Genomic DNA, 25776 nt, shown 5'->3' with positions numbered 1-25776 from the left:
CTGCAAGTCTGTGCGGTCGGCTTCTAGATCTTGGAGACCTGGGTGAAGCCGAGCTCGACCGGGGTTTCACGGCCGAAGATCGATACCAGCACCTTGAGCTTCTGCTGCTCTGCGTTGACCTCGCTGATGCTGGCCGGGAGGGTCGCGAACGGGCCGTCCATGACGGTGACCGACTCGCCGACCTCGAAGTCGACCTCGATGGTGGGCTTCGACGTGGTCTCGCTGCCCTGCTCGGCAGTGCCTGCGGCCGCTTTCGCGTCCTTCTTGGCACCTTCCTGAGGCATGAGGAACTTGACGACCTCGTTGATGGTCAGCGGCGACGGACGTGACGTCGCGCCGACGAAACCGGTGACGCCGGGAGTGTTGCGAACCGCACCCCAGGACTCGTCGTTCAGTTCCATGCGGACCAGGATGTAGCCCGGCAGAACCTTGCGGTTGACCTGCTTGCGCTGGCCGTTCTTGATCTCGGTGACCTCTTCGGTGGGAACTTCCACCTGGAAGATGTAGTCACCGACGTCGAGGTTCTGCACACGGGTCTCGAGGTTGGCCTTGACCTTGTTCTCGTATCCGGCGTAGCTGTGAATGACGTACCAGTCACCGGGAGCGCGGCGCAGAGCCGCCTTCATCTCGGCAACGGGGTCTTCGGGCTCTGCAGTGACGTCGACGTCAGCGGCGACCTCGGATGTCTCGTCACCTTCGGCGGGAACGTCGTCCCCGGCGGCAGCGGCGACGTCGGCCTTGATTGCTTCGTCCGTCTCGCGGTCCTGAGCGGCCTGCTCCGCTTCGAGGCCCTGCTTGGTCGCCTCGACATCGGCGTCGAATGCGGCCACTTCGGTGGCGTCGTTGTGCGGCGTGCTCACGTCAGCACCCTTTCTCTAGTTCCTGCTCGGTTCGATCGTCGAAAAGTCACGGCAACTGCGTTCGGTCAACCGAACAGCCAGCCGACGCCCTTGATGAACAGCAGATCGAGGCCACTGATGAACGCGACCATGAACGCCAGGAAGACGAGCACGACGGTGGTGTAGGTGACCATCTGCTTCTTGTTCGGCCAGATGACCTTCCGAAGCTCGGCGACGACCTCGCGGAAGAACTGCAGCAGACGCAGAAACACATTCGGTCGCTTGTCGAGCTTGGCCTTGCCGGATCGAGCCTTGCCCGAAGCGGCCTTCGCGGGTGCGGCCTTCGTCATCGACACGCCGGCGGCGCTGCCACGGGACCTGCCGGACGCGCGCTTGCCGGTGGGAGCCACTGCGCCTGCAGCGGCATCATCTGCGGTTGTGTCAGCATCGGAGAGACGGCCCTCGGAGCCAGGTGCGACGTCGTCTGGAGCCGAGGAGTTCTCGAACTCCTCCGATCGACCGTCGCGCTTACCGCGCTCCTCGCTCACGTCGTTCCTCTCAGTTGCTGACACCTTGGGCAGGGGCGACAGGACTTGAACCTGCAACCTACGGTTTTGGAGACCGTTGCTCTACCAATTGAGCTACGCCCCTTCGGCCGAAAACTTCTCGGCCGCTCTGGTGTCCACCCGACGCATTCACGCGAACCCACACAACCTCCGAGGAGGACGCGGGTAGCGCACAGCGCTGGATTACCCCAGAAATCTCAGTGTACTGCACACCCTTCGGAACAGATAAATCCCGTCGTTCCGGCAGCTCGGTGGCCGTCCGGATCGACCCATCATCAGGCCAAGCGAACCGTAGCGGTCGCTCGCCCGAAAATCTTCTTGCCCTCGAACTTCGCCACGATAGCGATGACGGCAGTTCTCTCGTCCGCATCCACCGACTTGATCTTGCCGGAGAACTCGACCGCAGCCGCGGAGTCCTCGGACACGTAGACCGAGCTGGTGAAGCGAACGTTGTATTCGGTGACCGCACCGGGATCACCCAGCCACGACGTGACGAACCCGGCACCGAGGCCCATCGTCAGCATGCCGTGCGCGATCACATTGTCCAGGCCGGCCAGGCGGACGACCTCGTCGCTCCAGTGAATCGGGTTCGGATCTCCCGAGACACCCGCGTAGTTCACGAGATCGCCGCGCGTGAGCATGACGACTCGCTCCGGCAACTCGTATCCGACGGAGACGTCGTCGAAGCTACGAAGCGCCATGCATGATCACTTCCTTGACCGCGTGCGCGATGTTCTCGTCGACCTCGCCGCCGGTACGCGCGACAATGGTCGTCCACGTCGTCTGCACGACCTCGCCGTTCTGGTCGGTGACGATGTTCTTGGTGGTCATGATGTCGCTGCCACTCATCTGACGGAACGACTCGAGGTGTACATCGCACACCAGTCGATCGCCGACCTGAATCGGGCGGTGAAATTGCAGCCGCTGATCGGTCTGCAGAATCTGGCTCGGGTCGTACCCGGTGATGACCTCTTTGAACATCCGCGTCTGCGCGATGATGCCGACCAGCGAAATGAAGGTCAAGGGCGCGAGGAGACCGTCGTAACCGAGGCCCTTCGCTGCGTCCTCGTCGTGATGCGCGGGATGGAAGTCCTGGACCGCACGCGCGTACTCACGGACCTTTTCGCGGCCGACCTCGTAGAAGTCGTCGACGCGGTAATGAAAACCGACCATGGACGCCGCGTGAGCGGATACATCCATGGCCGGAATTTCAGATGATGCCGCAGCATCGTGTGGTGCTTGTGACACGGTGGAAACGACCTTTTCTACCCTTACAGAAGGGCAGTTGGACCTAGCGAGACTCGCGGTGCGCCCGGTGCGTGCCGCAGTTGGAGCAGAACTTCTTCAGCTCGATACGGTCGGGATCGTTCCGACGGTTCTTCTTGGTGATGTAGTTGCGGTGCTTGCAAACCTCGCAGGCCAAGGTGATCTTGGGCCGCACATCGGTGGAGGAGGCCACTGGACGCCTACTTTCGGGTAAATCTGATCTGGGTCAATCAGGACTGTTCATGCGTGCTACTTGCCGTGCTTGCCTACTGTGTAGCGGTGACCGGACTTGAACCGGCGACGCAACGATTATGAGTCGTTTGCTCTACCAACTGAGCTACACCGCCTCAGGTGCTCATCGTCCACCATCCCACGAACGGGAGCGCGACGTCGAGCCATCCAATCCAGCGAGCCCCCTAACGGAATCGAACCGTTGACCTTTTCCTTACCATGGAAACGCTCTACCGACTGAGCTAAGGGGGCGGGTGACTACGGGAACTCTCGTTCCGCAGGCTCCACCTCAGAACACGAACAAGCCGTGCGCTGAAGCCTTCAAGAGGTTACACATTCCGAGCACCGACTGCCAAATTGCGAGGTCAGCGGCCCTGATATGTCCTCTTCACATGGAAACCCCAGCGAGAAAATTTCTCGCCGGGGTTCCAGGTGTGGCAGATGTAGGATTCGAACCTACGTAGGCATAAGCCGACGGATTTACAGTCCGCTCCCATTGGCCGCTCGGGCAATCTGCCGTGCTGCGATCGAAGTCCGTGCTGGTCTTCGGCGCGGTGAGAAGAATACAACGAACGTCCCCCCGGAACGCAAACCGGGTGGATACGGTCGGTAGCGGGCCGATAAAGTCCCAGCGGGATGTGGACCGACACCACCGCAGAAACAAATTTTCGATTCGACTGGAGAGTGTGAGAAGTGGCTGATTCGTCCTTCGACGTAGTGAGCAAAGTCGACCGGCAGGAAGTGGACAACGCTCTCGGACAGGCCGCGAAGGAGCTGGCGACCCGCTTCGACTTCCGAGGATCGGACACCAGCATCGAGTGGTCCGGCAGTGGCGAGTCCGAGACCATCGTCATCACGTCCGAATCCGAGGAGAAGGTCAAGGCAGCTCTGGACGTCTTCAAGGAGAAACTGATCCGACGCGACGTATCGCTCAAGGCTTTCGAGACCAACGACCCGGCCGCGTCCGGCAAGGTCTACAAGGTTACCGGCAAACTCGTGCAAGGCATCAGCACCGAGAACGCCAAGAAGATCTCCAAGAAGATCCGCGACGACGGCCCCAAGGGCGTCAAAGCGCAGATCCAGGGCGACGAGCTGCGCGTGAGCAGCAAGAAGCGCGACGACCTGCAGGCAATCCAACAGTTGCTCAAGAACGAGGACTTCGGCATCGCCCTGCAGTTCGTCAACTACCGGTAGAGCGCCGCATGTGAGTGGAACCTCGTAGCAGGCTACGAAGTTCCACTCACATGCCGCAGGCTCCGCTCAGTACGGCCGATGGCCGGCCATCCGCTCGAGCCGTTCGATTCGGTCGGCCATCGGCGGGTGGGTGGCGAAGAGCGCGCCCGCCTTGTCGCCGATGCGGAACGGATTGGCGATCATCAGATGCGACTCCGCGGCCAGCCGCGGCTCGGGCGGCAGCGGTGCCAGCTGCACCCCCTGCTCGAGCTTTCGCAGTGCCGACGCCAGCGCCAACGGGTCGCCGGTCAGCTCGGCACCGGACTGGTCGGCCTGATACTCCCGAGAACGAGAGACCGCGAGGCGAACCAGGCTGGCCGCAATGGGTCCCAGCATCGACACCAACAGCAGCGCGAGCGGGTTCGGTCCCCCGTTGCCGCGTCCGCCGAAGACGTTGGCGAAGAAGGCCAGGTTCGCCAGACCCGAGATGACCGACGCCATGGCACCGGCCACCGACGAGATCAGGATGTCGCGGTTGTAGACGTGCGAGAGTTCGTGTCCGAGCACCGCTCGCAGTTCCCGCTCGTCGAGGATCCGAAGTATGCCCTCGGTGCAGCACACGGCTGCGTTGCGCGGGTTCCGCCCGGTGGCGAACGCGTTGGGATTGTTGGTCGGGCTGACGTACAGCGCGGGCATCGGCTGATGCGCCGTTGTCGCCAGTTCCCGCACGATCCGATACATCGCGGGCTGTTCGAGCTCACTGACCGGTACCGCGTGCATCGACTTCAGAGCCATCTTCGCGCTGTTGAAGTACGCGTAGCCGTTGACGCCGACGGCCAGCACGATCGACCCGATCAGAATCATCGAGTTACCGAACAACGAACCGATGAAGACGATCAGCGCAGACATCCCGACCAGCAGGCCGAATGTCTTCGCACCGTTGGCGTAACTGTTCATCGTGACGGGTGCCTCCTCGTACCGGGTGTTCCTACCCGATCCAACGACGGCACCCCGACGTGCAGTTCCCGACCACCGAGTGGGCGACTACCCCACGCGTTCGACGGTGTAGTTCACCAGTCGGCCCAGGGCGTCGTTGGCCGGTCCCTGCGGCAGCAGTGCGAGCTCGGCGTGGGCGCGGTCGGCGTACTCGCCGAGGGTCTTCTTGGCCGCGACCATGCCGGGTGATCGCTGCAACAGCTCCAGGGCCTCGGTGACCAGCGCATCCTCGGTGACCGGGCCGGCCAGGATCTCGCGCAGGCGGTCGCCGTCGGCACCTTCCTCGCGGAGCGCGAACAGCACCGGCAGGGTGTGCACGCCTTCCCGCAGGTCGGTGCCGGGAGTCTTACCCGACTGCTCGGTGGCCGAGGAGATGTCGATGATGTCGTCGGAGATCTGGAACGCGGTGCCGACAGCGTCACCGAGGCGCTCGAGGCGTCCCACGTGCTCGGCATCGCCGCCACTGAACGTGCCGCCGAAGCGCCCACAGGAGGCGATGAGCGACCCGGTCTTCTCCCACACGACCTTCAGGTAGTGCGCGATGGGATCGTCGGTGCTCTTGGCCCCGATCGTTTCGCGCATCTGCCCGGTGACCAACTCGGCGAAGGTCTCGGCGATGATGCGGACGGCGTCGGGTCCGAGGGTGGACACCAGACGCGACGCATGTGCGAAGAGGTAGTCGCCCGCGAGAATGGCCACACTGTTGCCCCAGCGTGAGTTCGCACTCTCGGCTCCGCGGCGCATCGACGCCTCGTCCATGACGTCGTCGTGATAGAGCGTCGCCAAGTGCACCAGCTCGACCACGGTGGCGGCGGTGACGATCGCCGGATCTGTCGGCGACGGCCCCAGCTGGCCGGTCAGCACGGTGAACAGGGGTCGGAATCGCTTACCGCCGGCCTTCGCCAGATGCAGAGCAGCCTCGGTGAGGAACTCTTCGCCGTCGGACAGTTCGCTGATCATCAGCTCTTCGACGCGCGCGAGACCGTCGGCGACGGATCGAGCGAGCTCCGGGTCACCCAGGTCGACTCCGGCAACGACCGTTACTGCGGTCGCGTCGTCTGTACTCACGATGTTGATCCCTGTCCTGTCGTCGGCGTCGAGCGGCGATGGATGACGGAAACTGCTGCTCGGGTACTACCGTAGTGAACCTAGTGTGCACACTCGCACGACGGTGCCGCCCACCACAGGTGACTATTCCCTCACCGAACCGAGCCCGAGTCGCTTCCCGACGCGGCCTGCAGGGCCAATGAGTGAACGACGTCACCGCTCCGACGGTGAACACCCCCGATGAGCAGGGCCTCGACAACGGTCGACCGAAGGCCCTGACGGCGCAGCACCGCGGCAATCGGGATACTGGGATCTGTGACCTCATCCAACCCGGCCCTGCCCTCCTCGACCGATGTGTTGGTCGTGGGCGCGGGCCCCGCAGGATCGTCCGCGGCAGCGTGGGCAGCGCGTTCCGGCCGCGACGTCGTACTCGCCGACGCGGCCGTCTTTCCCCGGGACAAGACGTGCGGCGACGGGCTGACTCCGCGCGCGGTCGCCGAACTCGATCGGTTGGGCCTGGGTGAATGGGTTCGCGGTACCGCGCGCAATCGCGGGTTGCGCCTGAGTGGGTTCGGCCAGGAACTCGAGCTCGAATGGCCGAGCAGATCTTTCCCGGCGGTGGGCAGCGCCGTCCCGCGAACCGAATTGGACGACCGTATTCGCCGCGTCGCCGTCGAGGCCGGGGCTGTGATGGCCGAGGGTGCCAAAGCGGTGTCCGTCACCCGCGACGGAAATGCGGTCCGAACGGTGACGCTGCAGACCGGCGAAGGCAGCCACGAGGTCGCGTGCCGCACTCTGATCGTCGCCGACGGAGTCCGGTCCACGCTGGGCAAGCAACTCGGACGCCAGTGGCACCGCGACACCGCGTTCGGCGTCGCCGCCCGCGCGTACATCACGTCTGCGCGCAGCGACGACGAATGGATCAGCTCACACCTCGAACTGCGCGACGGCGCAGGCACGCTGCAGCCCGGCTACGGATGGGTCTTCCCCCTGAACGACGGCAACATCAACATCGGCGTCGGCACGCTGGCCACCGCCACCCGGCCCGCACCGGGAGCCCTGCGTCCCCTGCTGGACCTGTACACCCAGCAGCGGCGGTCGGAATGGGAATTGACCGGCGAGCTGCGGTCGGTCGCGTCGGCGCTGCTGCCGATGGGCGGGGCGGTCTCCGGCGTCGCGGGGGTGAACTGGGCGATCATCGGCGACGCCGCAGCGTGCGTGAACCCACTCAACGGTGAGGGCATCGACTACGGACTCGAAGGCGGCCGCATGGTCGTCGACCTTCTCGATCACGCCGACCTGACCGACGCCTGGCCGACCCTGCTGCGTGAGCACTACGGTCAAGCCTTCTCCATTGCTCGACGCCTCGCCGGACTGCTGACCGTGCCGAGGTTCCTGCCCGCAGCGGGCCCGGTGGGCATGCGCTCGCGGGCACTGATGAAAGTCGCGGTCCGGTGCATGGGCAACCTGGTCACCGAGGCCGACAGCGACCTCGTCGCTCGTACGTGGCGAACCGCAGGAACCACGTCACTGAAAATCGATTCGCGGCCGCCGTTTTCGTAGCCGCGCGCGGACTCAGGGCCGAATTGCCTTGTGCAGAGCCACGATTCCGCCGGTGAGGTTGCGCCACTGCACGTCGGTCCAGCCGGCGTCGGCGATGCGCTGAGCCAACTGCTCCTGGGTGGGCCACGCGCGAATGGACTCGGCGAGATAGACGTAGGCGTCGGGGTTGCTGCTCACTGCGCGAGCGACTTTGGGGAGCGCCTTCATCAGGTACTCCATGTATGCCGTGCGGAACGGGCCGAAGACCGGGGTGGAGAATTCCGAGACCACAAGACGCCCACCGGGTTTGGTGACCCGGGCGATTTCGCGCAGACCTGCATCGAAGTCGGAGACATTGCGAAGGCCGAACGAGATGGTGGCGGCGTCGAAACTGGCGTCGGCGTACGGAAGCGCCATCGCGTCACCGGCGACCATCGGCACTCCGCGGGAGAGTCCGGCTCGGAGCATGCCCTTGGAGAAGTCGGTGGCGACGCACCAGGCTCCGCTGCGTCCGAGTTCAACGGTGGAGACGCCGGTGCCGGCGGCGAGATCGAGCACCCGCTCGCCCGGCTTCAGGTCGAGGGCTCGGCGGGTCAGCTTGCGCCAGCTGCGGTCCTGGCCGAACGACAGAACGGTGTTGGTGATGTCGTAGCGGCGGGCGACGCCGTCGAACATCGACGCCACCTCGTGGGGCTCTTTTTCCAGGGTTGCGCGCGATGTCGTGGCCACGAACTCCAGCTTACTCAGGCTGCTTCGGTCACCCGTGGCGCTGTGATGCCTTGCACGTCGTAGTAGTGGGAGATCAGCTCGTCGCAGATGGCAGGCCAGGTGCGGTGCAGAACCGATCGGCGGGCGGCGTTGCCGAAGCGGGCACGGGTGGTGGGTTCGGCGAGGGCGCCGACTGCACTGGGCAGCAGCTCGGTGAACTTGTCGACCGGCAGTAGGTAGCCGTTGCGGCAGTGCGAGACCAGATCGCGGGGTCCGCCGGCGTCGGGCCCGATGACGGGCACTCCGCTGGCGAGGGCTTCTTGGACTGCCTGACAGAAGGTTTCGTGTTCGCCGGGGTGGACGAAGATGTCGAAGCTGGCGTAGGCCTGCGCGAGTTCGTCTCCCCCGAGTTGCCCGGTGAAGATCGCATTCGGCATCAACGCCTGCAGTGCTGCCGTATCGGGTCCGCCGCCGACGATCACCAGCTGAACCGACGGATCTGCGGCCAGCACGGCGAGCCGCTCGACGTGCTTCTCCGGCGCGAGCCTGCCGACGAACCCGACGATCAGCTTTTCGCCGGCTCCCCATCGGCCGCGAAGGGTGGCCGACGCGGCCGAGGGCGCGAACCGAACCGCGTCCACTCCCCTGGCCCACCGGTGTACGCGCGGGATGCCGTGCTGCTCGAGCGCGTCGACGGCCGAGGTGGACGGTGCCAGAGTGCGGGCCGCTCCGCGGTGGAGTCTCCTGGTCCAACGCCACGCGGCCTTCGAGGTCAAGCCGAGGCCGTAGCTCGCGGCGAATCCTGCGACATCGGTCTGGTAGACGGCGACGGCAGGCACGTCGAGGCGGTGGGCGGCGGCCAGGCCGCCCGCTCCGAGCAGGAACGGGGACGCCAGATGCACGACGTCGGGCGCGAAGGTCCGTAGCGCCGAGACCATCCCGAGGCCAGGAACACCGACGGGCAGGGAGCTGACCTTCGGCACCATCACGGACGGCACTCGGTGGACCGGGACGCCGTTGTGCCAGGTCGCCGCTCGCGGTCCCGACGGGTTGTCGGGGGCGACGACGATGGCGTCGTGCCCGGTCTTCTCGAGATGTTCGAGGACACGGATCACCGAGTGGGTGACGCCGTTCATGTTGGGTAAGAACGATTCCGCAACGATGGCTACTCGCACGGTCCTCAGTGTGGGTGGCCACGCAGTCGCCCAGGCATGGACGACGTTACGTGTGGGCCAACGTCACACGAATTGCTGGGCGACCCACGACGGATCCGGGTTGGTGCGGTGTTCGGAGCCCGCGAACACCGTCGGAACCGTCTCGTTCCCGTCGTTCACCGACCGAACCCGCGCTGCGGCAGCAGCATCTGCGCGGATGTTCGTCCACACGGCGTTCTTTCCGCGGAGCAACAGCGCAACCCGCAGCCGAAGGCAGAAGATGCAACCGGGACGCCAGTAGATCAGCGGCACCGATTTCTCGGTCGCAGCCACTCGAGACGCGTTGTCGGACAGAGAACGGGGATACAGCACCGGAGTCGTCAGGACGAGCAGGAACACCACCACGAGCACCATGATCACCATCGAGGACGCGATGTTGCCGAAGTTCACCAACGCGAACCCGGCCACTGCGGCGACAGCAGCGATGACCCACTGTCTGGCATTACGCATTCTGTGCCTCCTTGCGCTGGGTCTCCTTGCGACGTAACCAGAACAGGGCAGGCCCGGCGATGAGCCACGTGACGACGATGACCGATCCGGCAGGAACGATCGCTACCGCGGCGTCACGGCCGGCGACACGCACCAGCAGGTCGCTGTCGCTGTCGTCGGAGTCCGCCTTGTAGTACTCGACCTCGATGCGCTGCCCCACGACGAGATTGGTGGGGTACAGCACGCCGAGTCTGGGATTGTGGGTCACGCCGTCGGGGGTGATGAAACTGACCGCCGAACGCAATTTGCCCGCCGACAGCACCTCGGCCGTCGCGACGCCCTTGTCGGAGTCGATGGTGACGTCGTTTCGCCAGGCACCGACCACCAAAAGGACCGACAGAACCGAGATGGCGACCGCGACCACGAGCACGACCAGCCGGATTCTGTGCAGAGTTCGGCTGCCCCTCTCGGTGTCGGTCACAGCATTCAGGTTACTTCGCGGCCGGTTCGCCTCCGCTCCGGTAGCCTCTGTGCTCATGTCGCGCAGCTTCGAGTTCACCGTCGAATCGTCCAATCCGCCCGCTGACGTGCACGCCGCACTCACCAGTGAAGACCAGTGGGCCGCCCGCTTCGCCAAGGCGAAGAAGACGGACGGGTACGAGATGACCAAGCACGACGACGGCGGCTTGACCGTGGACATCACCGAGGAAGTCGGCACGTCCGAACTGCCCGGGTTCGTCACGAAAGTCATCAAGGGCAAGCTGATCGTCTCGCGTACCGACCACTGGGGTCCGCTCGAGGGCGACCACGCCGAGGGCACGCTGGTCGGCGGCACCACGGGTCTACCCGCGAAGGTGAACGGCACCCTCTCGCTTCGCCCCGACGGCACCGGAGCGAAACTGATCGTCAAGGGTGAGTCGACCGTCAAGATTCCGCTCGTCGGCGGCAAGATCGAAGACCTGATCAACAAGATGATCAAGGACATGATCGATCAGGAAACCGGCGAAACACTCGAATGGGTTGCTGCGCAACAGAATTAGAGACGGGCCCGGATCGCTGCGTGTAGGTCGCGCAGCCCGGACCGATCCGTGGTCACTTCCAACACGCGGATTCCGTCGGCATGGCCGGTGAGTTCGGTTGCCAGATCGGCCAAGTCGACCAGGTGGTGCTCCACGCGGTAGGCCCCGCACAACGCTCCCAGGTCCATTCCGTGCGGTGTTCCGAACACCCGCTCGAACACACCCGCGTACTGCGGGTCGCCCTGTTCGAGAAGCTCGAAGATGCCGCCGCCGTCGTCGTTGGCGACGACGATCGTCAGGTCGTCCGGACGCGGCTCACCGGTGCCGATGAGTAGACCGGCCGCGTCGTGCAGGAACGTCAGATCACCGAGAAGTGCCACGGTGCGGCGCTTTCCGGCCATCGCCGCACCGATGGCCGTCGAGACGGTGCCGTCGATGCCGGCCACGCCGCGGTTGGAGAGGACCTTCACGCCCGGGATCGGAGTCGAGACCAGGGCCGCGTCGCGCACGGGGTTGGAGGCTCCGAGCACCAGCTGATCTCCGGGCTGCAATGCCGACATCACCGCGTCGGCCACATGCAGACCCGTCGGCTTGGGGTGCTCTCGAAGTTGTTGGTGCACAGCCTTTTCCGCTCTCTCGGACAGCGCGGCGCAACGGGCGATCCAGGCGGGGTCGGGTGCGCCGGTGGTCACGGCACGCGTGCCGGTGGCCAGTACGTTGCCCGAGACGTCGGGCCAGCGCGGGCCGGTGGTGAGCGCGATGACGTCCACCGCCGGATCCGCGAGCAGCGCCGACACCTGCCGGTGCAGGGTCGGGCGACCGGTGATGACGGCTTGACGCGGCTTCAACTGCGCAAGAGCCAAGGGATGCAACGCGATTCCGTGCAGTGGCGCGGTCGGCTCGGCAACGGTCGGCAAGCCGGCGAGCTCAGGACGAACGGCACCGCCGTGCCCGGACACGACGACGGTGTCGACCGACAGATCGAGTTCGACCGGGACGTCGAGGGTCGCCTGGGTGGTCGAGGTCCACGGCATCCCGTCAGGACGTCCTTCGGGCCGCGCCCCCGGATCGCCGAGAGCGGGGACCAACGGTTCACGCAGTGGAATGTCGAAGTGCACCGGTCCGGCGTTGCCCGAGCGCGCACCGCGCGCAGCAGCGATCACCCGCGAGACCGCGCTTCGCCACTGACTGTTCTGCTTGGGTCCTTCCTCGGCGAGCCCGAGGCTGATCGTCGCGCGGACCTGCGACCCGAACAGGCCCAACTGCTCGATGGTCTGGTTGGCACCGGTGCCGAGCATCTCGTACGGCCGGTTGGCACTGATGACGATCAGCGGGATCCGGGCGTAGTTCGCTTCGAGCACCGCGGGCCCGAGGTTCGCCACCGCTGTTCCCGACGTCATCACCACCGGGACAGGTTGGCCGCTGCCCAGGCTCAGTCCGATGGCCAGGAATCCGGCGGTCCGCTCGTCGATCCGCATGTGCAGTCGTAACCGGCCGGCCGCGTCGGCTTCCTGCAGAGCGAAGGCCAACGGGGCGTTGCGCGAGCCGGGACAGAGCACGACGTCTTCGATCCCGCTGCGCGCCAGTTCGTCGACGACTGCAGTGGCCTGAGCGGTGGACGGATTCACAGTTTCCAGAGTGTCAGATGCTCCGGTCGGCCGCCGCAACCGGGCTTTGACAGTATTGAGGCGTGCGTACAGTCTTCCGGCCCGACGAGGTCTCCTCCCGCCGCTTCTACCAGCTACTCACCGCGTCGGTGGTCCCCAGGCCCATCGCGTGGATCTCCACGGTCTCGGCCGACGGTGTGGCGAACCTCGCGCCCTACAGCTTCTTCACCGTCTCGTCCGTGGAGCCGCCGGTCGTCCAGTTCACGTCCGTGACCCGCAAGGACAGTCTGCGCAACATCGAGGCCACCGGCGAGTTCGTCGTCAATCTGGCCACGGCACCGTTGGTCGATCAGGTCAACGGCAGCTCGGCGAGCTTCGAGCACGGCGTCAGCGAGTTCGAGGCCGTCGGCATCGAGAGCGAACCCAGTGCGATCGTCACGCCGCCGCGGGTAGCCGCGGCCCCGATCGCCATCGAAGCCACGCTGCACCGCGTCGTCGAGGTGGGAAACTGCTTCGTCGTCATGGGCAGCGTCGTCGCGGTGTCGGTTCGACCAGAATTTCTCGCCGAGGACGGCCTGCCCGAGTTCGAGACCATCGCTCCGCTCAGTCGACTCGGCCGTACCGAGTGGGGACTGCCGCCCGAGGTTCGCGAGATCGAGCGACCTTCTTGATTCGCTGGCTGCTGCTGGTTCTCGTCACGGTCGCACTGACCGTCGGGGCCGATGCACTCGGTGTGCCGTCGGCTGCATTGTTCGTCGCACTGCTGGTGGCGATCGTGTTCGCGCTCGCCGGATGGGCTCCGACGACCGGAACCGAGCGAGCGCCGCTCCCCCGCAGGCTCGGCATGGCGGCGCAGGCAATCCTCGGCGTCGAAATCGGCACGCTGGTGCAGAGCGACACTCTGAGCTCGCTGGGCGATACCTGGCTGCCGGTACTGCTGGCATGCATCGGCACCCTGTTGCTGTCGATCGCGGCCGGCGCACTGTTGGGGCTTCGTAAAGACATCGATTCACTGACCGGCTCCTTGGCGCTGGTCGCAGGCGGAGCCTCGGGATTGGTGGCGATCACCCAGGAGTTGGGCGGCGACGAACGCGTGGTCGCGGTGGTGCAATACCTGCGTGTCGTGCTGGTGACCACAACGCTGCCGCTGGTCGCAACCCTGGTGTTCGACGCCCAACCCGGACAGTCGTCGGTCACCGCCGACGTACACGAGGCGCTGTGGATCGACCTCGCCTTCGTCCTGATCTGCGGCGTCATCGGGGTAATGCTGGCCAAAGCGATTCGGCTGCCCGCCCCCGCCCTGCTCGGCCCGCTGATGATCGCCACGCTCGCCGACGTGCTCGGCGTCTCGTTCGACGCGTCCGTCCCGACGCTGTTGCTGTGGGCGGCGTACATCGTCATCGGCTGGCAGGCCGGACTGCGGTTCACCGTCGCCAGCTTGAAGTCGATCTCGCGGGTCCTACCCGCATCGCTGATGTTGATCATCGCCGTCACCGTCTGCTGCGCGATGCTCGGCCTGTGGCTGGCGTCCGCGACGGGGACGAGCGGCTACGAGGGCTACCTCGCGACCACTCCCGGCGGGGTGTACGCCGTGCTGGCCATCGCCGCGTCGACCGGGGCGAACGTCACCTTCGTCGTGGCCGCCCAGGTGATCCGCGTGTTCATGATGCTGTTCGCAGTACCCGTCGGAGCCAAGGTGGTCCAGCGCTACCGGCGCGGTCGGCCCGAGTGAGAGATCGACGGAACCCCATCACAGCTTAGGGTCGGCTAACCTGTGCGGCATGGGTAAGTACCTCAAACCGGAGAACCCCGCGTTCTACCGCCTGACCGTGCTCGGGAGCGACCGAATCAGCCCCAGCTTCATCCGGGTAACCCTCGGCGGCGATTCGTTGTCGAACTTCCGCTACATGGGCTACGACCACTGGTTTCGCCTGTTCCTGCCGCAGCCGGGCCAGGACGAGCCGCGCATCCCCAGCGCCACCTCGATGCTCTGGTACGCCCAGTATCTGACGTTCTCCAAGGACACCAAGCCGGCGGTCCGCAACTACACGGTCAGCCGATACCGCGCTGCGGGAGAGGGCACGTACGGCGACGGCCCGGAGCTGGATGTGGACTTCGTGGTGCACGGCGACGTGGATGGTGGCGGCGGAACCGGTGGTCACAGTGGGCCGGCGTCGTCGTGGGCTACCAGGGCGGTCCCAGGCGATCGCGTCGCGATCTTCGACGAAGGGCGCATCTACACGTTCGAGGGACAATCGAGTTGGCAGTTGCTCGTCGGCGACGAGAGTGCTGCCCCGGCGATTCTCGGCATACTGCGGTCGTTGCCGGCCGACGTTCGGGTCAAGGCCTTCGTCGAAGTGCCCACCGAGGCCGACATCCAGAAGCAGGACGTGCACGCAGGCGTCGAGATCGAATGGATCGTGCGCCCCAACCCGCTGGCCAAGCCGGGCGAGGCCGCGTTGGCCGCGGTGCAGAAAGCCGAGCTTCCGGACGGCGATCCGTACGTGTACGTGGCCGGGGAACAGGGGCTGGCGACGGGCCTGCGTAGATACCTGGTGAACGAGCGTTCCGTACCCAAGTCTCGGATCTGCTTCACCGGATACTGGAAGTTCGGTAAAGCCGCCCCGTAGCCCTCGATTAGTGTGACTTCACATGCCCGGCTCCGGAAAAGGTCATACCGTCGTCACCGACTCGGCAGCAGTCGACAGCGCACCGTACGCATCGTTGCGTGCGCGGCCACTCCCCCGAGCCGAACGATACGAGCTGGGTCGACGCCTGCGCGACAAGGTCCCGATCGCATCGCTGGGCGACTGGACACCGCCGCCGGATCGCCCGGACCCGGTGCAGCAGATCGAGTACTCGCACCAGGGCCGGATCGAATGGCTCATCCCCACGCGCCTCGAGCGCATGGTCGAATCCCCGTACGGCTTTCTGCGCGGGACGGCCATCGTCATGGCCCGTGACGTCGCGATGCTGCCGTCCACCGGCATCAACCCGGTGATCAGCGGCGACGCCCACCTCGGAAACTTCGGCTTCTACGCCTCCCCCGAACGCGACCTCGTCATCGACCTCAACGACTTCGACGAAGCACACCCGGGTGCCTGGGAATGGGATCTACGACGCCTCGCCGCGAGCATCTGGGTGGCCGGCCGTCAGAACGGACGCAGCGAGGATCGGTGCCGCGATGCCGTCGCCGCCTGCGTGTCCGCGTATCGAATCGAGGTCGCGCGCCTCGCCGACGAACCGCTGATGTCGCGGTCGTTCCAACGGTTGACGGCCGAGAAACTGCAACGGGATGCCACTGCGGGATCGTTGCGGAAGGAGATCAAACGCGCCACCAAGAAAGCGCGTCGACGCACCAGTGACCGCGTCCTGCCGAGATTCACCGAGGAACACGAGGGCACTCGCAGGATCGTCGAGGAGCCGCCGATCACCACCCGTATCTCGGCCGAGGACGAGGAGTTGCTGGCCGTCGGACTGGACGAATACCTGGGCACCCTCACCCCGCATTGGCGTCGGGTGCTGGGGGGATACACGTTGATCGACGTCGCGCATCGCGTCGTCGGAGTCGGCAGTGTCGGGCTCCGGGCGTACGTGGCACTGCTCGAAGGCACCAGCGCGGACGACGTGGTGTTCCTGCAGCTCAAGCAGGCCAGACGGTCGGTGCTCGCCCCGTACGTGCACGGCGAATCGGCCTGGCACGACCATCAGGGACAACGCGTGGTGGAGTACCAGCAGGATCTGCAGACGGTCAGCGATCCACTGCTGGGGTGGTGCACGATCGCCGGACGGCAGTACTACGTGCGGCAGTTCCGCAACATGAAGGGGACGATCGATCTCTCGTCGATCGATGCACCCGCGCTGGTGGACTACGCGCGGGTGGTGGGTCGACTACTCGCGAAGGGACACGCTCGCACCAGCGGCGCGTCGATGATCTCGGGATACACGGGCGATTCCGATGAACTCGACGTCGCACTGTGCCGATTCGCGCGGCTCTACGCCGACCAAACCGAGGCCGATTGGGAGTGCCTGCGGCAGTGGCGTGGTTGAGTGCCTCAGGGGGCACATAACCACGCCACTGCGCGGAGCGCACTAGGCGTGCTTGGCGACTAGATCGCCGACGCGCGGGAGTGCCTCGGTGACGTTCTTCTTCGCCGAGCCACGCAGGCTGCCGTAGAACTTCTTCACGACGGACTTGTCCGTCTCCTCGATGCGCGCATCGGTGACCGAGAGCAGAGCGTCGGACGCGGCATCTCCGTTGGCGGCGAGATACTCACCGAACGTGCCCTGCGGGGCGGCGTTGTACGACTGCCAGAACGGATCGAGCTTGTCGACGAAATCGGGCCACAGAGCCGAGACCGCATTGTCGATGTAGGACGGACCGACCTTCTTCACTGCGCCGTAGCCCCCCTTGACCGCGAGGCCACTCGCGCCCTTCTTGTCGGCTACCTCGGCGTCGATCAATGCCAATACGTCGACGCGCAGAGCGTCGGCCTTCGACTCGTCGAGCAGCGAATCCTTCAGTGCAGCAACCACTTCGAACTTCCTCCCAGATGTGTCGGCGGCCCCACGCGGACCGGGCGCAACACTACCGCAGCAGTGCGTGGCAGCGTCGCACTCGCTCGATCCACCACTGCGTGCGCTCGGCGTCGGCACCGAGTTCGATCAACGCGTGCGGATCCGGCTCGACGCTCTGGACCGGATACGTTCCGTCGACCACCTCGGGTGCCGGTGCGACGTCGCGAACGAACAGACTGCCCGTCCCCAGTCCGCAGGCGAATTCGAGATGCGGCAGCGCGGCGGCAGCGGCGAGCCCCGAGGCGATGCCCACAGCCGAATCGAGTGCACTCGACACGACCACCGGCACGCCGTACTCCCCCAGTTCGCCGGCCAGTTCGAGCAGTGCGCGCATGCCGCCGAGCGGAGCGACCTTGAGTACCGCGATGTCCGCGCCGCCGGCCCGCACGACCTTCATCGGATCCTCGGCCCGACGGATGCTCTCGTCCGCGGCCACCCGAACTCCCGGAGCCCGTCGCCGCAGCTCGACGAGCTCGGCAACCGTGGCGCACGGCTGCTCCGCGTATTCGAGTGGCCCGTCCGCAGTGATCGCAGCCAACGCAGTGACTGCCTCGTCGACGGTCCAGCCCCCGTTGGCGTCGATCCGCACCCGCGGCACCAGCTCGCGCACCGCACGAACGCGAGCCACGTCGTCGGCCAGGCTCTGCCCCTTCTCGGCCACTTTCACCTTCGCCGTTTCGGCCCCGGGTGAGCGGCTCAGCACGCCCGCCACATCGGAGGCGGCGACCGCGGGCACGGTCGCGTTGACCGCGATGCGTCGACGCACCGCATTCGGCGGGCCATCCCACGCGGCCTCGATCGCCGACGCCAACCACGGGGCGGACTCGACGTCGTCGTACTCGGGGAACGGAGAGAATTCACCCCACCCACCGGGACCACGAATCAACATCACCTCACGGGTGGTGATCCCACGGAACTTCGTCCGCATCGGCATCGAGAGCACGTGCGCACCGTCGAGCAGATCGTCGATCGGGGGAATCATTGCTGCCCCGGGAGGAGCTGCACCATCAATGCCTCGCAGTCGGCGAGCAGGTTGCCGTCCAGGTCCGTCAGCCTCGCGCTGATGAACGTCTTGCGACCCTCCACCTTGTCCACGGCACCCTCGACGACCAACTCGGTGTTCAGTGGGGTCACCTTGCGGTAGTTGATGTGCAGATATGCGGTCCGGCTGATGGGCCGACCGTAGGCATGCTGGATCAGGCCGAAGAGGTCGTCGAACAGCAGCGGAAGGGTGCCGCCGTGCGCGGCGGCGTTGCCACCGAGGTGGAAGCGACGGAACATGCCACGGCTACGGACGCCGTCGGCTGCGAATTTCTCGATGATCCACGGCGGCAGCAGCAGCGAACCACGGCCCGGCAGAGCAGGTACCCGCCCCGCGGTCTGCTTGCCTTCGGCGACCACGTGCGGCTCCAACAACTCGATCAGTTCCCGAGTCTTGCTCGCGGCTGCCTCGGTGACGTCTGCGGGCAGCGACGTGGACACCGCGAGATCCTGAACCGTGCGCAGTGCCTCGAGCAACTGCCCGTATTCCGGCCCCACCTTCGCCGGAACGAAACGCGGGAAGCCGCCGTGGTGGTCGTAATCGGGGTCGGAACTGCGGTCGAGCTGCATCGGATCGGTCATGACCTGCACGCTAGCTGCATCGCCCGGCCGCAGCGGATTCAGCCCTCGCCGCCGTTAAGCTGGCCCACGTGACCTTCACTCCCGCACTGTGGCGTCCCGTTCCCGGCTTCGAAGATCTGACCGACATCACCTATCACCGCCACGTGTCCGACGCGACCGTGCGGGTGGCGTTCGATCGTCCCGAGATTCGCAACGCTTTTCGGCCGCACACCGTCGACGAGCTGTACCGCGCGCTCGAACACGCTCGCGTGAGTTCGGACGTGGGAACGGTGCTGCTCACCGGCAACGGGCCGAGCAGCAGGGACGGCGGCTGGGCGTTCTGTTCCGGCGGCGATCAGCGCATTCGCGGACGAAGTGGCTACCAGTATGCGGACGGTGAAACGGCCGAGACGGTCGACAAGGCTCGCGCGGGCCGTCTGCACATTCTCGAAGTGCAGCGGCTGATCCGCTTCATGCCCAAGGTCGTCATCTGCCTCGTCAACGGGTGGGCAGCGGGTGGCGGGCACAGCTTGCACGTGGTGTGCGATCTGACGCTCGCGAGCCGCGAACACGCTCGCTTCAAGCAGACCGACGCCGACGTGGGCAGCTTCGACGGTGGTTACGGCAGTGCGTACCTGGCCAAGATGGTCGGGCAGAAATTCGCCCGTGAAATCTTCTTCCTCGGCGAGACGTACTCGGCCGAGGAAATGCACCGCATGGGCGCGGTGAACAAGGTGGTCGATCACGCCGAACTCGAGAACACCGCCATCGAGTGGGCCGCGAAGATCAACGCCAAGTCGCCGCAGGCGCAGCGGATGCTCAAGTACGCGTTCAACCTGCAGGACGACGGTCTCGTCGGCCAGCAGTTGTTCGCCGGTGAAGCCACCCGGCTGGCGTACATGACCGACGAGGCCGTCGAGGGACGCGATGCGTTCCTGGAGAAGCGCGAGCCCGACTGGTCGCCGTTTCCTCGATATTTCTGACGCTTCGTGACCCCGAACTCGCATCACCGCGATCGCGGTACTGCCGCGGGTGCTCTGTGGGCCTGGTTCACGCAGCCGTACGACTACCGCTGGATGGCGGACTTCCAGAACTCGCGGCCCACCGGAAAGCTCATCCGATGGGTGATGGCAATCCTGACGCTGAACTACGGCGCTCTGGCGGTGGTGGCCCTCTTCTCCGACGGTGCCACGCGGAACGCCGCGGCAATCGGCTGGAAGGCATTCCTGGTCGTCATGGCGGTGGCGGTCGCGGCCGCGTGGATCGTCAAGCCGTTCCCGGGCCGTCTCGGGGTGGTGGCATTCGCGGTGTTCGCCGATCTGGGCACCGCGTCGTCCATCCTCGTCAACCCGATCGCCGACGCGATCCTGACGTGCGCGCTGTTCGCCGTCATCGGCACGTTCTGTACGTTCTTCGTCAGTCCACGGTGGCTGGTGGCTCACCTGATCTTCTCGGTGGCGTGCACCATCGCTGCCTCGGTGGCGACGTACCGCACCGGCGACGTGGACGTCGCGTCACTGATCTTCCGGACCGACGTGGTGTTGCTCGCGATCGCCGGGGTGCCGCTCACCTCGCATCTGTTGGTCACCGTGTTGACCGACGACGCCCGCAGTTCGTTGCTCGACCCGCTCACCGGGTTGCTGAATCGGCGCGGGCTCGAATCGGTGATCCACGACGTCTGGTTGCTCGGCCGCGAGGAGGATCGCTGCTCGGCCGTCGTGGTCGTGGACATCGATCGCTTCAAAGCCGTCAACGACGACTACGGGCACGAGGAGGGTGACGCCGTCATCGTTCGCGTCGCCGAGCGTCTGGGCGCACACATGGGTAGATACGGCGTGATCGCACGCACCGGCGGCGAGGAATACCTCGCGGTGGTCTCGACGTCGCGCCTGCACATCGATGCGTTGATCCATGGTGTTCGACGAGCCATGCGCGATCCCGACGACGGCGTCGCCGTGACGGTCAGCGTGGGGGCAGCCATCCTGCACGCGAGTTCACCCCTGTGGGAGCAGAACCTCGACCTCGTGACGCGGGCGATGCGGGTGGCGGACTCGATGATGTACGAGGCCAAAGCAGCCGGCGGAAACCGGATCGTCACGACGGTGCTGTGATGCCACTGATCGATGCCACTGATCCGGGTCGTTCCGCAGGCTCCACTCTCGCTGTGACCATCCTGCGGCAGTGATGGTCGGTTGCGTGATATCCATGCGAGGTGGACATCCTCGCTGCACGTACCATCCTGCGCCCGGTCGACTACCGGAAGACCCTCGAGTTCTATCGAGACGGCCTGTCTCTTGCGGTGTGCCGTGAATATCCCGGCGGCACGGTGCTGTTCGCAGGCCAAGGGTTGATCGAGATCGCAGCGCACGGTGGCACCGAGGAGCCGGGTTCGTTCTCCGGGGCACTGTGGCTGCAGGTGCGCGACATCGATTCTGCCACAGCGGAATTGGAGCAGGCCGGCATTGCGATCGTGCGGGCGGCGACCACCGAACCCTGGGGACTCATCGAGATGTGGATCGAGGATCCCGATGGAATCCCCATCGTGCTGGTGCAGATTCCGCAGGACCACCCACTCCGCCGGGATACTCGCTAGCCACCCGAGACGGTTCGCAGTACCGCCGACGCCGATTGCGGCCTCGACCACAGATATCCCTGCGCCAGAGTGCATCCGAGATCGAGAGCGGCGTCGGCCTGAGCTCGACTCTCGATCCCCTCGACGATCATCGTCAGCTCCAGATCCTTGGCGACCGAGGCCAACGACTTGATCATCGCCCGACCGGCCACGGTGTCGATGAACCGCGTCAGATGTCCGTCGATCTTGATGCCGTCCGGTTGCAACGTCACCAAGCGTTCGAGAGACGACCAGCCGGAGCCGAAGTCGTCGAGCAGGACGCGGAAACCCAGCCGGTGCACGTCGTCGATGTGCTTGCGCAACAACGGCCCTGGCGTCACCGACGAGGTCTCGGTGAGTTCGAGCGAAATGGACTTCGGCGACACCTCGGTCGACGCGATCGCACGTTCGAGTTGGCCGACGCCGTCCGGATGCGCCAGATGACGTCCGGAAATGTTGACGGTCAGCCGCAGGTCCGGTCGGTGTACGTGCCACTTCTTCATCTCCGCGGCCGCCTGCGCGAGCACGCTCAGATCCACGTCGATGATCAGTTCACTCGCCTCGGCGAACGGCACGAAGTCCGCGGGCACCACCAGACCCCGAGTGGGATGGTGCCAGCGCGCCAATGCCTCGAAGCCGACGATCTCCTCTGTCCGTAGGTCCACGATCGACTGGAACCACGGCACGATGTGACCGTCGGCGAGGGAGTCGGCAATGTCGTTGTCGCTGCCGAGTCGGGTGGATCCCGAGCCGACCCGCCGATGCAGATCGAGCTGCTCCTCGAGGACGGACGCGAACTGTTCGAGCTCCTGCATCTGGTCGTTGGAGAGGGGCCTCGAGGTGCGGTCGAGCAGACACAGAGTGCCGATCACCAGCCCTTCTCGTCCGCGAAGCGGAACCGAGGCATAGGACTCGATGCCGTTCTCGTCGAGCAACGCGCGTTGCCGGGTGGTGGCATCGACCCGGCCGTGGGCGACGACCGCAGGCACTCCCGTGCGCACCACGTCGTCGCACAGGGTGTCGGCCCGCACCACGGTGGACATCGGTGGACCGCCGATGTTGACCAGTGTGTACTGGGTGTCCTCGTCCAACACATTCAGCTGGGCGATGGCGAATCCGACACTGCGTGCCGCGAATTCGACGGTGGAGCGCAACGCGGGTGTGGTTGCTTCCAGATCGAGGTAGCGGCGAGCCGAGTCGCTCTGCCGCCGGGACTGGGAGCGTGCGGTGTCGTGCACCTCACCGTCCACCAGCATCTCCTCGCAGCCGACATCCGGGCACGCTCTCGACCCGGGTGGAACCGAGTTTAACCGTGCACGAACGGCAGACCGCAGGCAAACCCCATCTCGAGCTCGTCACAATGCCGGGAAGCGCGTGTGCAGGAGCCGATGACGCAACACAGCCGCGGCCACCCGTGCGCCTTCGTCGGTTGCGACGCGATTGTCGGCCGAGCGGAACGCTCCGAGAGCGTCGAGTTCTGCGATCAACGTGTCCGCCAGAGTCTCGGCGTGCTCCGACTCCGGCTCCTCCCCCGCATGGGTCCATCCCTCCGCACGCAACAGTCGCGCCGAATCGTCGGCCGTCGCCTGAGCGTCGGCGATGTCGTTGCCCAGGATCATCCGGGCCAGGAGAACCTCCGCAGCGATCGAGTCGGGGTGGTAGTCGCTGCCGACGATTCCCCCGGTGAGCACGCGCCACAATCCGTCCGAGCTCAGCTGCCGGGTGCGCGTCGTCGGAACCAGCCTGCCTGCGGAGCGCCGCATCAACCGAAGTCGCATCACCAGACGCCGGAGAGCGAGAACCTTGTCGGTATCGAGTTCGCGTCCGACGAACTGCGGACGCTCGGCTACCGGAAAGACAGTGCGAGCAATCCGCGCCACCAGATCGTCCGGCAGATACCCGGCATCGGTCAGCGCCACGCCGTCGCCGATGCACCCGATGAAGCTCTCGAGTCTGCGCACGCACCCGTACACCGGCTCGACCGCCTCGTGCAGCGCCTCGCGCAACCCCAGGTACAGCTCGGCTCGTGGAGCGCTGTAACTGCTCCACAGTTCGATGCGGTGGTCGAGAAGTTGTTCGAGCAGAACGTCGTCCGTGCCGTTCTTGCCCTGCTCCGAGGTCAGCACCGCGTCGGTCACGCCGCGGCGACGCGTCGCCCGTGCGGTGACTCCCAGCGGCCTGCCACCGGGCTTCGACGGCTCGAACTCACCGGCAATGGTCGCCACTTCGAGTGTCTCACCGATCTTTTCGACGATGGCCCGCTCGACCCCGGTCGGAGCGTCCTGCCACGTCACCAATTCGGTGTCGACTGCTCCGATACCGGATTTCTCGGTGGCGACGCGGTACTGCTGCAGCCAGATCGCATCGTCGGTGGCACGTACGAGCTCGTCCGTCACGCCGCTGCGTGCGATCTCCGCATACGCGACCCGTCCCAGCCGCTCGAGCAGATCCCCGAGCGCACGGGCGATGTCGACGGCCCGGTCGGGGCCCTCGGCCGCGTGGCGCAGATAGATCCACAGAAATGTCTGTACGGAATGCTGTGTCGGCCCCGCAGGCGGCGACACCGCGGCCAGTCCGTCCCACCCGAGCCGGGCGTCGGCGGCAAGAGCCGGATCGACGGAATCGAAGTACGACAGGGCGGCCGACACCGCATCATCCATACCGGATCCCTTCACGTCGTCCACTGTTCCACAATGCTTCGACCAGAGGAGACCACCGTCGTGCGCTATGCCACAGACGAAGTGGACATATAAGGCAAAAAGGTGAACGGGAGGTGAACTGAAGACGACTTCGCGGCACCCGAGAAGAACACTTCGCAAGAAATTTCCGCGAATGGCCGTTCGTGTCCCACACTTTCCACCGTGAGCGCTGAATTTCTCGTACTTCTCGTGGTGGTCGTGACGGCCCTTGCCTTCGACTTCACCAACGGTTTCCACGACACCGCCAACGCCATGGCGACGTCGATCGCAACGGGGGCATTGAAGCCCAAGGTCGCGGTCACCCTGTCTGCCGTCCTCAACCTGGTCGGCGCCTTCCTGTCCGTAGAGGTCGCAGCCACCGTCGCGAAGGGGATCGTCAATCTCGGCGACACCGGCGGCCAGGCCCTGCTGACCATCATCTTCGCCGGCCTCGTCGGCGGCATCCTGTGGAACCTCGCCACCTGGCTGCTCGGCATCCCGTCGAGCAGCTCGCACGCACTGTTCGGCGGCCTCATCGGTGCCACCATGGCGGGCCTGGGAACCAGCGGCGTCGTGTGGGACGGGGTGTGGAGCAAGATCGTGTTGCCCGCCGTGCTGGCCCCCATCGTCGCCGGCCTCGTCGCCACCGTCGGCACCTGGATCATCTACCGCATCACCAACGCAGTTCCCGAGAAGTCCAAGGAGCGCGGATTCCGTTGGGGCCAGATCGGTTCGGCCTCACTCGTCTCGCTCGCCCACGGCACCAACGACGCCCAGAAGACGATGGGCGTGATCTTCCTGGCGCTCGTCGCGTACGGGACCGTCTCGCCGGACGCCGAGATGCCCCTGTGGGTCAAGGTCACGTGCGCCCTCGCCATCGCGTTGGGCACCTACCTCGGCGGCTGGCGCGTCATCCGCACCCTCGGTAAGGGCCTCGTCGAGATCGCATCCCCGCAGGGCATGGCAGCCGAGTCATCCTCTGCGGCAATCATTCTGACGTCGAGCCACCTCGGCCTCCCGCTCTCGACCACGCAGGTCGCGACCGGCTCGATCCTCGGATCGGGACTCGGAAAGCCCGGTGCCGCCGTGCGCTGGAACGTCGCAGGACGCATGGCCGTCGCCTGGGTCATCACCCTGCCGCTCGCCGGCGTGGTCGGCGCCGCATGCTGGCTGCTCGCCCACACGATCGGAGGTCTGCCCGGCATCCTCGTGGTCTTCGCCATCCTCGTCGCCCTGGCCACCGTCATGTACATCCGCTCGCGCCGCGAACCCGTCGATCCGGACAACGTGAACGCCGAATGGGACGGCGGACTCGTTCCTGCCGCCGCCGAAACCGACTCCCCCGCGAAGGTCTGAACATCATGGAAACCCTCAAGCACACACTCGATTCGCTCTGGCAGGTCGTTCTCGTCGGCCTGCTGCTCGGTGCCGGACTGCCCGCGATCTTCGCTTTCGGACTCAAGGCACTCTCGGTCGGTGAGCCCTCGGACGAGGCCACTGCCTCGGGCACCACACGCGTGGCCCGACCCGCAGTCGCCACCGCCGCGGCCGTCCTCTGTTTCGCAGTGGTCGTCGTCGCGATCGTGGCCGGAATTCTCTTCATCATGAAGAACTTCCTCGACAGCACATTCGGCATCTCCGTCTTCTGACACACCCGAGAAGGGGTACAG

At 65.7% G+C, this 25776-nt stretch carries 29 protein-coding genes and 4 tRNA genes; 12 read left to right on the top strand and 21 right to left on the bottom strand.

What is annotated here, in order from left to right; translation table 11 throughout:
- Positions 1-23: 23 nt before the first annotated feature.
- The 9 genes from nusG to JLZ96_RS20445 all read right to left on the bottom strand — a co-directional run bounded on the left by nusG (position 24) and on the right by JLZ96_RS20445 (position 3420).
- Positions 24-860, bottom strand: coding sequence for a transcription termination/antitermination protein NusG (nusG, locus tag JLZ96_RS20485; RefSeq protein ID WP_201011124.1), 837 nt, complete (start codon positions 858-860; stop codon positions 24-26).
- Between the two features lie 65 nt (positions 861-925).
- Positions 926-1387 (bottom strand): preprotein translocase subunit SecE, encoded by a 462-nt coding sequence (gene secE, locus JLZ96_RS20480; RefSeq protein WP_032369898.1) that lies wholly within the window; start codon positions 1385-1387, stop codon positions 926-928.
- Between the two features lie 30 nt (positions 1388-1417).
- Positions 1418-1490: transfer RNA gene (locus JLZ96_RS20475), tRNA-Trp, on the bottom strand.
- A 190-nt stretch (positions 1491-1680) separates the two neighbouring features.
- The gene (hadB, locus tag JLZ96_RS20470) at positions 1681-2106 is read right to left on the bottom strand and encodes a (3R)-hydroxyacyl-ACP dehydratase subunit HadB (protein ID WP_032365253.1); all 426 of its coding nucleotides are present in this window, start codon (positions 2104-2106) and stop codon (positions 1681-1683) included.
- Positions 2093-2605, bottom strand: a complete 513-nt coding sequence (hadA, locus tag JLZ96_RS20465) for a (3R)-hydroxyacyl-ACP dehydratase subunit HadA (protein WP_048316186.1) — start codon at positions 2603-2605, stop codon at positions 2093-2095. Before hadA ends, hadB begins: the two co-directional genes overlap by 14 nt.
- Positions 2606-2696: 91 nt before the next feature.
- Positions 2697-2864, bottom strand: a complete 168-nt coding sequence (gene rpmG, locus JLZ96_RS20460; RefSeq protein ID WP_027498281.1) for a 50S ribosomal protein L33 — start codon at positions 2862-2864, stop codon at positions 2697-2699.
- An 81-nt stretch (positions 2865-2945) separates the two neighbouring features.
- Positions 2946-3018 (bottom strand) — tRNA-Met (locus JLZ96_RS20455).
- Between the two features lie 63 nt (positions 3019-3081).
- Positions 3082-3154: transfer RNA gene (locus JLZ96_RS20450), tRNA-Thr, on the bottom strand.
- A gap of 183 nt (positions 3155-3337) precedes the next feature.
- A tRNA-Tyr gene (locus JLZ96_RS20445) sits at positions 3338-3420 on the bottom strand.
- Between the two features lie 175 nt (positions 3421-3595).
- Between JLZ96_RS20445 and JLZ96_RS20440 the strand changes: the two genes are divergently transcribed.
- On the top strand, positions 3596-4096 hold the full coding sequence (locus tag JLZ96_RS20440; protein ID WP_027498282.1) for a YajQ family cyclic di-GMP-binding protein: 501 nt from the start codon (positions 3596-3598) through the stop codon (positions 4094-4096).
- Positions 4097-4162: 66 nt separating this feature from the next.
- On the opposite strand, the gene htpX is transcribed toward JLZ96_RS20440, so the two are convergent.
- Both htpX and JLZ96_RS20430 read right to left on the bottom strand, forming a co-directional pair.
- A complete protein-coding gene (htpX, locus tag JLZ96_RS20435) occupies positions 4163-5032 on the bottom strand; it encodes a zinc metalloprotease HtpX (protein WP_027498283.1) in 870 nt (289 codons plus the stop codon).
- 87 nt (positions 5033-5119) lie between these two features.
- A complete protein-coding gene (locus tag JLZ96_RS20430) occupies positions 5120-6139 on the bottom strand; it encodes a polyprenyl synthetase family protein (RefSeq protein ID WP_032365250.1) in 1020 nt (339 codons plus the stop codon).
- A 294-nt stretch (positions 6140-6433) separates the two neighbouring features.
- On the opposite strand from JLZ96_RS20430, the gene JLZ96_RS20425 reads away from it, so the two are divergent.
- Entirely contained in the window at positions 6434-7681 is a 1248-nt protein-coding gene (locus tag JLZ96_RS20425; protein ID WP_201011123.1) for a geranylgeranyl reductase family protein, read from the top strand.
- Positions 7682-7693: 12 nt separating this feature from the next.
- Here JLZ96_RS20425 and JLZ96_RS20420 read toward each other — a convergent pair whose 3' ends face one another.
- The 4 genes from JLZ96_RS20420 to JLZ96_RS20405 form a co-directional block, all read right to left on the bottom strand.
- Positions 7694-8389 (bottom strand): demethylmenaquinone methyltransferase, encoded by a 696-nt coding sequence (locus JLZ96_RS20420; protein WP_027498286.1) that lies wholly within the window; start codon positions 8387-8389, stop codon positions 7694-7696.
- A 14-nt stretch (positions 8390-8403) separates the two neighbouring features.
- Entirely contained in the window at positions 8404-9543 is a 1140-nt protein-coding gene (locus JLZ96_RS20415) for a glycosyltransferase family 1 protein (protein WP_201011122.1), read from the bottom strand.
- A gap of 63 nt (positions 9544-9606) precedes the next feature.
- Entirely contained in the window at positions 9607-10032 is a 426-nt protein-coding gene (locus JLZ96_RS20410) for a glutaredoxin domain-containing protein (protein WP_236254184.1), read from the bottom strand.
- Positions 10025-10492, bottom strand: coding sequence for a DUF3592 domain-containing protein (locus tag JLZ96_RS20405; RefSeq protein WP_201011121.1), 468 nt, complete (start codon positions 10490-10492; stop codon positions 10025-10027). The genes JLZ96_RS20410 and JLZ96_RS20405 overlap by 8 nt, the downstream gene beginning before the upstream one ends.
- Before the next feature lie 55 nt (positions 10493-10547).
- Here JLZ96_RS20405 and JLZ96_RS20400 point away from each other — a divergent pair, with 55 nt between their 5' ends.
- Entirely contained in the window at positions 10548-11051 is a 504-nt protein-coding gene (locus JLZ96_RS20400; protein WP_094665472.1) for a DUF2505 domain-containing protein, read from the top strand.
- Here JLZ96_RS20400 and menD read toward each other — a convergent pair.
- The gene (gene menD / locus JLZ96_RS20395) at positions 11048-12658 is read right to left on the bottom strand and encodes a 2-succinyl-5-enolpyruvyl-6-hydroxy-3-cyclohexene-1-carboxylic-acid synthase (protein WP_201011120.1); all 1611 of its coding nucleotides are present in this window, start codon (positions 12656-12658) and stop codon (positions 11048-11050) included. The genes JLZ96_RS20400 and menD overlap by 4 nt on opposite strands.
- Positions 12659-12720: 62 nt before the next feature.
- On the opposite strand from menD, the gene JLZ96_RS20390 reads away from it, so the two are divergent.
- The 4 genes from JLZ96_RS20390 to JLZ96_RS20375 are packed head-to-tail and all read left to right on the top strand — an operon-like array spanning position 12721 to position 16687.
- Positions 12721-13308, top strand: a complete 588-nt coding sequence (locus JLZ96_RS20390; protein ID WP_032365245.1) for a flavin reductase family protein — start codon at positions 12721-12723, stop codon at positions 13306-13308.
- Positions 13305-14369 (top strand): AbrB family transcriptional regulator, encoded by a 1065-nt coding sequence (locus JLZ96_RS20385; protein ID WP_032381386.1) that lies wholly within the window; start codon positions 13305-13307, stop codon positions 14367-14369. Before JLZ96_RS20390 ends, JLZ96_RS20385 begins: the two co-directional genes overlap by 4 nt.
- Before the next feature lie 49 nt (positions 14370-14418).
- A complete protein-coding gene (locus JLZ96_RS20380) occupies positions 14419-15267 on the top strand; it encodes a siderophore-interacting protein (RefSeq protein WP_201011119.1) in 849 nt (282 codons plus the stop codon).
- 22 nt (positions 15268-15289) lie between these two features.
- Entirely contained in the window at positions 15290-16687 is a 1398-nt protein-coding gene (locus tag JLZ96_RS20375) for a DUF2252 domain-containing protein (RefSeq protein WP_032386218.1), read from the top strand.
- 42 nt (positions 16688-16729) lie between these two features.
- On the opposite strand, the gene JLZ96_RS20370 is transcribed toward JLZ96_RS20375, so the two are convergent.
- Genes JLZ96_RS20370 through JLZ96_RS20360 form a run of 3 tightly spaced genes read right to left on the bottom strand, consistent with a single transcriptional unit; the run spans position 16730 to position 18838 of the window.
- Positions 16730-17173, bottom strand: a complete 444-nt coding sequence (locus tag JLZ96_RS20370; protein WP_027498296.1) for a DUF6918 family protein — start codon at positions 17171-17173, stop codon at positions 16730-16732.
- A 52-nt stretch (positions 17174-17225) separates the two neighbouring features.
- A complete protein-coding gene (locus JLZ96_RS20365) occupies positions 17226-18197 on the bottom strand; it encodes an o-succinylbenzoate synthase (protein ID WP_032390593.1) in 972 nt (323 codons plus the stop codon).
- On the bottom strand, positions 18194-18838 hold the full coding sequence (locus JLZ96_RS20360) for a PaaI family thioesterase (RefSeq protein ID WP_027498298.1): 645 nt from the start codon (positions 18836-18838) through the stop codon (positions 18194-18196). The genes JLZ96_RS20365 and JLZ96_RS20360 overlap by 4 nt, the downstream gene beginning before the upstream one ends.
- 68 nt (positions 18839-18906) lie before the next feature.
- Between JLZ96_RS20360 and JLZ96_RS20355 the strand changes: the two genes are divergently transcribed.
- From JLZ96_RS20355 to JLZ96_RS20345, 3 genes are all read left to right on the top strand, one after another.
- On the top strand, positions 18907-19800 hold the full coding sequence (locus tag JLZ96_RS20355; RefSeq protein ID WP_201011118.1) for a 1,4-dihydroxy-2-naphthoyl-CoA synthase: 894 nt from the start codon (positions 18907-18909) through the stop codon (positions 19798-19800).
- Positions 19801-19806: 6 nt separating this feature from the next.
- Entirely contained in the window at positions 19807-20928 is a 1122-nt protein-coding gene (locus tag JLZ96_RS20350) for a diguanylate cyclase (protein WP_236254183.1), read from the top strand.
- A gap of 101 nt (positions 20929-21029) precedes the next feature.
- Positions 21030-21410: a VOC family protein gene (locus tag JLZ96_RS20345; RefSeq protein ID WP_027498301.1), complete on the top strand. Its 381-nt coding sequence runs from the start codon at positions 21030-21032 to the stop codon at positions 21408-21410.
- Here the strand turns inward: JLZ96_RS20345 and JLZ96_RS20340 are convergent.
- Both JLZ96_RS20340 and JLZ96_RS20335 read right to left on the bottom strand, forming a co-directional pair.
- A complete protein-coding gene (locus tag JLZ96_RS20340; RefSeq protein ID WP_027498302.1) occupies positions 21407-22678 on the bottom strand; it encodes an EAL domain-containing protein in 1272 nt (423 codons plus the stop codon). The genes JLZ96_RS20345 and JLZ96_RS20340 overlap by 4 nt on opposite strands.
- 105 nt (positions 22679-22783) lie before the next feature.
- Positions 22784-24112 (bottom strand): hypothetical protein, encoded by a 1329-nt coding sequence (locus JLZ96_RS20335; RefSeq protein WP_236254182.1) that lies wholly within the window; start codon positions 24110-24112, stop codon positions 22784-22786.
- Positions 24113-24289: 177 nt separating this feature from the next.
- Between JLZ96_RS20335 and JLZ96_RS20330 the strand changes: the two genes are divergently transcribed.
- Positions 24290-25462 carry an inorganic phosphate transporter gene (locus tag JLZ96_RS20330; protein WP_032386216.1) on the top strand — a complete coding sequence of 391 codons (1173 nt, stop codon included), beginning with the start codon at positions 24290-24292 and terminating at the stop codon, positions 25460-25462.
- Positions 25463-25467: 5 nt separating this feature from the next.
- Positions 25468-25755 (top strand): hypothetical protein, encoded by a 288-nt coding sequence (locus JLZ96_RS20325; RefSeq protein ID WP_027498305.1) that lies wholly within the window; start codon positions 25468-25470, stop codon positions 25753-25755.
- Positions 25756-25776: the final 21 nt, after the last annotated feature.

This window comes from Rhodococcus sp. NKCM2511 (assembly GCF_014905595.1).
In the GTDB taxonomy this organism is placed as follows: domain Bacteria; phylum Actinomycetota; class Actinomycetes; order Mycobacteriales; family Mycobacteriaceae; genus Rhodococcoides; species Rhodococcoides fascians.
Note: the sequence above shows the minus strand (reverse complement) of the source record. Positions and strands in the feature narration are given on the sequence as shown.

Bases quoted from the DNA above. Each gene is read 5' to 3' on its own strand.
- hadB (WP_032365253.1), bottom strand. From the start codon at position 2,106: ATGGCGCTTCGTAGCTTCGACGACGTCTCCGTCGGATACGAGTTGCCG.
- hadA (WP_048316186.1), bottom strand. From the start codon at position 2,605: ATGGATGTATCCGCTCACGCGGCGTCCATGGTCGGTTTTCATTACCGC.
- htpX (WP_027498283.1), bottom strand. From the start codon at position 5,032: ATGAACAGTTACGCCAACGGTGCGAAGACATTCGGCCTGCTGGTCGGG.
- JLZ96_RS20410 (WP_236254184.1), bottom strand. From the start codon at position 10,032: ATGCGTAATGCCAGACAGTGGGTCATCGCTGCTGTCGCCGCAGTGGCC.
- JLZ96_RS20400 (WP_094665472.1), top strand. From the start codon at position 10,548: ATGTCGCGCAGCTTCGAGTTCACCGTCGAATCGTCCAATCCGCCCGCT.
- JLZ96_RS20380 (WP_201011119.1), top strand. From the start codon at position 14,419: ATGGGTAAGTACCTCAAACCGGAGAACCCCGCGTTCTACCGCCTGACC.
- JLZ96_RS20375 (WP_032386218.1), top strand. From the start codon at position 15,290: ATGCCCGGCTCCGGAAAAGGTCATACCGTCGTCACCGACTCGGCAGCA.
- JLZ96_RS20365 (WP_032390593.1), bottom strand. From the start codon at position 18,197: ATGATTCCCCCGATCGACGATCTGCTCGACGGTGCGCACGTGCTCTCG.
- JLZ96_RS20360 (WP_027498298.1), bottom strand. From the start codon at position 18,838: ATGACCGATCCGATGCAGCTCGACCGCAGTTCCGACCCCGATTACGAC.
- JLZ96_RS20325 (WP_027498305.1), top strand. From the start codon at position 25,468: ATGGAAACCCTCAAGCACACACTCGATTCGCTCTGGCAGGTCGTTCTC.